This window comes from Deltaproteobacteria bacterium, assembly GCA_012522415.1.
Classification (GTDB): Bacteria; Desulfobacterota; Syntrophia; order Syntrophales; family JAAYKM01; genus JAAYKM01.
In genome coordinates, this window is the sequence record JAAYKM010000001.1 from 1 (window position 1) to 4,718 (window position 4,718).

General features: G+C 50.8%; 5 protein-coding genes. All 5 read left to right on the forward strand.

Annotated elements, in window-relative coordinates:
* A partial coding sequence (locus GX147_00005) for an ABC transporter permease (GenBank protein NLN59096.1) occupies nucleotides 1–578 on the forward strand: 578 nt, incomplete at its 5' end.
* A 58-nt stretch (nucleotides 579–636) separates the two neighbouring features.
* Nucleotides 637–1,545, forward strand: coding sequence for an ABC transporter ATP-binding protein (locus GX147_00010; GenBank protein NLN59097.1), 909 nt, complete (start codon nucleotides 637–639; stop codon nucleotides 1,543–1,545).
* Entirely contained in the window at nucleotides 1,542–2,555 is a 1,014-nt protein-coding gene (locus GX147_00015) for an ABC transporter ATP-binding protein (protein ID NLN59098.1), read from the forward strand. The genes GX147_00010 and GX147_00015 overlap by 4 nt, the downstream gene beginning before the upstream one ends.
* A 176-nt stretch (nucleotides 2,556–2,731) precedes the next feature.
* Entirely contained in the window at nucleotides 2,732–3,403 is a 672-nt protein-coding gene (locus GX147_00020) for an SAM-dependent DNA methyltransferase (GenBank protein NLN59099.1), read from the forward strand.
* A gap of 130 nt (nucleotides 3,404–3,533) precedes the next feature.
* Nucleotides 3,534–4,529 carry an abortive infection family protein gene (locus GX147_00025; protein ID NLN59100.1) on the forward strand — a complete coding sequence of 332 codons (996 nt, stop codon included), beginning with the start codon at nucleotides 3,534–3,536 and terminating at the stop codon, nucleotides 4,527–4,529.
* The last annotated feature ends 189 nt before the right edge of the window (nucleotides 4,530–4,718 follow it).

The following is a 4,718-nucleotide window of genomic DNA, read 5'->3' on the forward strand; positions in this document are numbered from 1 at the left end:
CCATGGTGATCGGCACGGTCATCGGCATCGTCTCCGGATACAGCGGGAAAGTCATCGATAACGTTCTGATGCGTATTACAGACTTTTTCCTGGTGATCCCCTGGCTGCCGCTGATGATGGTCCTGGCGGCCATTCTGGGCACCAGCATCTGGAATATCATCGTAGTGATCGGTGTCACCAGCTGGGCGGGCACCGCCCGGGTCGTTCGCTCCCAAACCCTGTCGGTCCGGGAGAACCAGTTCGTGGAACGGACGGTTTCCATCGGTGCCGGCAGCGGGCACATCATGCTGCATCACATCCTGCCCAATGTATTTCCTTTGGTCTTTGCCAACACGATCCTGATCGCTGCGGCGGCGATCACCTCGGAGACGACCCTGAGCTTTCTGGGTCTGGGGGATCCGGCCCACGCCAGCTGGGGGATGATGCTGCATTACGCCTTCGAAACCGGAGCCACCAGCACCGGCGCCTGGTGGTATTTTCTTCCGCCGGGGCTCTGCGTGGTCGCGGTGGTCCTGGCTTTTACGCTGATGGGGTATGCCTTTGATGAGATCCTGAACCCCAAACTGAAGGAGCGGTAAGGATTTGAAACTGTTAGAAGTCAACAATTTAAAGACGTACTTCAAAACCTCCAAGGGCATGCTCAAGGCCGTGGACGACGTGAGCTTCGATCTGGAACACGGAGAAGCTTTGGGACTGGTGGGAGAATCGGGCTGCGGTAAAACCACGAGTGCTCTGTCCATCGCCCGCCTGCTGCCCAAGGAAGGGCGGATCGTAGGCGGACAGATCCTGCTGGACGGCCGGGATGTGATCCCCGCGCCGGAGAGCGAGCTGCGCCGGCGGCGCTGGACGGACGTATCCATCATCTTTCAGGGCGCCATGAACGCGCTGAATCCGGTCATGACCGTGGGCAAACAGATCTCGGAAGCCATCGTGCTCCACGAAAAAGCTTCCGAAGCCGATGCCCTGCGCAAGACAAAGGACCTCCTGGAGCTGGTGGAGATCCCGTCGGACCGCTATAAGCATTATCCGCACGAGTTTTCCGGCGGAATGAAGCAGCGGGCCATGATCGCCATGGCGCTGGCCTGCGATCCGAAGCTGATCATCGGAGACGAACCCACGACCGCACTGGATGTCATGATCCAGGCCCAGATCCTCAACCTGCTGGAACGGCTTCGCAGAGAGCTGTCCATGGGTATGATCCTCATTACCCACGATCTGGCTATCCTGGGCGAGACCTGCGACAAGATCGCGGTGATGTATGCGGGGAAAATCGTAGAGACGGGCAGCGTCAAGGATATCTTCGAAGATGCCCGGCATCCCTACACCAAGCGTTTGATCGGCTGTTTTCCCAATGTAAAGGGCCCGACGGCGGTTCCCGACGGTATCGAGGGCTTTCCGCCGAATCTGCTGGATCCGCCGGGTGGCTGCGCATTTCATCCCCGATGCGAATTTGCCTGGGATCTCTGCCAAGTTCAGACACCCGAATTCGTCAATGTGGGAGGGAAGCATATGGTCGGCTGTCATCTCAAGAAGGCCAGACAATGAAGGATGCCCGGGAAGCATTGGTGCGCATCGACGGATTGAAGGTCCATTTCGAAATCAAGGAAGGATTTCTCGGCGGGCTCTTGTCCAAAGAGAAAAAAGTCGTCCGGGCGGTGGACGGGGTCACTTTGTCCATCGACCGGGGTGAAATTCTGTCGTTGGTGGGCGAGAGCGGAAGCGGAAAGACCACCGTCGGCAAAGCGATCCTCCAGCTGGTCCCGCCTACGGAGGGCGCGGTGGTCTTCGACGGAGCCCCGGTCCCCCCGGACCGGGAAGGGCTCAAAGCGTTCCGACAGAAGGCTCAGATGGTCTTTCAGGATCCGTATCAGGCATTGAACCCCCGGCACTATATCATTGATATCGTGGCGGAGCCTTTGGACGTGGCCGGTTTGGTCAAAACATCGGAGGAGCGGGAACAGCGGGTCCGGGGCGCTTTGGAGCAGGCCGGACTGACGCCGGCGGACGATTACTTTTACCGCTATCCCTACGAGCTGTCCGGCGGCCAGCGGCAGCGGGTGGTCATTGCCGGCGCGCTGATTCTCGGTCCTCGGTTCATCGTGGCCGACGAGCCGGTGTCCATGCTGGATGCGTCCATTCGCACCGGGATCCTGAAACTGATGATCCATCTCCGGGACACAAAGGGGATCGCTTATCTGTTCATCACCCACGACCTGTCCTTGGCCTGGCTGATTTCGGACAGGATCGCCATCATGTACCTGGGGCGGATCATGGAAATCGGCACTGCCGATGAAATCATCAAGGCGGGACTGCATCCCTATACGCAAGCCCTGATGGCCATCATGCCCGTGCCGGGGCAGACCCGGGAAGGGGAACGGCCGGTCCTGGAAGGAGAGACGCCCAATGCGGCCGTCGAGATCCTGGGTTGTAAATTTTCCAGCCGGTGCCCCCGGGCAACGGAACGCTGCAGGCTGGAGCAGCCGGAATTGATGGAAGTGGCTCCGGGGCATTCGGTAGCGTGCTTCCCGGTCCAGGAAGCGATCGGGTCTATCTGACTGCGAGCATGGTGTTTTGGGGCTGATGAATGCAACGAAATGCCCACCTGTGAGGGAGGGCATTCTTTTGTATTTGTGAATTAGTCCTTACAAATGGGTAAAATATTGTAAAACACCTTCAAAAAATGATATAGTGAACTGAAACATATAAAACGCATAGAGAGTGGAGATTAAGGATGGCAAAAAAGGCAAAAATGCAGGAGCAGTCGCTGGAATCAATCATGTGGAATTGCCGCAACGCCCTGCGTGGCACTGTCGGGGGCAACGAAACGAACCGGGATGTGGTCATGGGGCTGGTGTTTCTGAAATTCGCCGGTGACAAATTTGAAAAGCGCAGAGCTGAAATACTCAAAGAATATGGCGATGTGCCTGCTTTTCTGGACAAGACATCCTTTTATCTTTCCAAGAACGTTTTTTATTTAAGTGAAACTTCGCGTTGGTCTTATATCGTCAAGAATGCCAGCGCGAATCATATCGCGGTCATTCTGGATACTGCCATGAGGGATATCGAAGACGGAAACCCGACCCTTCAGGGAGCCTTGCCGCAAAACCGGTATACTACCTTAAGCTCAATTCGCCCGGAGCAGCTTAAATCGTTGATTGACGAGGTCAATAAAATCGATGAGAAGCGGTTTCACGACAAAGACCTGATCGGACGTGTGTACGAATACTTTCTGCAGGTGTTCGCCATCGACTCCGGGACAGGCAACGAAAAAGGAGAATTCTATACCCCTGCAAGCATTGTCAAACTGATCGCCGAGCTGATCGAGCCCTATGCCGGGGTTGTATATGATATAATCACTACGAAAATGATACAATTTAATTACCCTATTTTGAAGGCTTCCTAAGGGGGTGAAGGTTCAAAAAAGGGGGTTTAGCTTTTGACCGGGATTGCCGGTTATTTTTATATAGGCCGGATTAGTTAATGGTAGTATTGATATGGTTGGTATGCAATTCAATTAAGAAAAGAGGAGTTGTATGAATCAGATCACAGAAGTGACCCGAAGAGATATAATTGACATTCTGGTTAATGGGTTTACCCATACAGTGTTTGTGGATAAACCGCATCCAGATTTTTTCAATTATATAGAATCCGAAGATTATGATGTAAAAATAGATTATTGGGGTAGGCTTGATGAAATAACTTTTTTGAAGAGACTCTATCCGCTCAATCAATTACCTTCATTCGACAGCCGTTTCAAAGATGCAGAAGGTGATATATGGCAACATACAGTTAACAATGATGATTATGGATTGGGTTGGGTTTTTGATGATGACAGATTTCATTTATCATCAGGCAATGACGATAAATATCTTTTAGATTTCCTTTGTGAAATACTCCATCCGGCTGTTCGGGACGATAAGAAAAATTGGAGGGCTTTACTTGAGATATTAAACGAGTTGCTGCAACCAGATGGATATAGTATTAATCCGGTGGCGAATATATCTGGTCGAGATATATACGGCTGGAAAAATCTCAGGATTGGAGAAAAAGTTGTAACCGGACAAATAGATAATATTAAGAATGCATTTAACAGCGACTATGTTACTGTACAAGTTGATTTAATGTATAGCTTGATTCACATAGCCCCAAATTCCGCTATTGGCAAGGCCAAAGAGCTAATCGAAATATGCTGCAAAACTATTTTAGACGAACAGAACATACAATATGATTCAGGCTTGGATTTAATCCAACTAATGAAGGTAGCTTGTGAAAGCATTGGGTTGAGTCCTAAAAAATTAAAAGACGGGGTTACGGGTCAAAGCATTGCCGCTCGTATTTTGGGAAATCTAGGGAATATAGCACAAGGGATGGCTGAGTTAAGAAATTTGTATGGCGATGGTCATGGTAAAAATAAAAGCTTTCAGCCTCTTCCACCACGATATGCGCACTTGGCAGTAGGTTCATCTGTAGCGGCTGTTCATTTTATGTGGGATACATATCAAGAACGCATAGGAATCAGTGAGGTGTGAAAATGTCTAAGTTTCAATATTACTCAACTAAACAACTTGTAAAATTCTTTTTGGAACAAGGGAAAGAGGGCGAATGCTGGGACTTCAAGCAGGAGTGGCATGATGATATGTCCAACTTGATTAAAGACATTATTTGCTTAGCTAATACTGTGCATGATGAAAATTGCTATATAATCTTTGGTGTCTCAG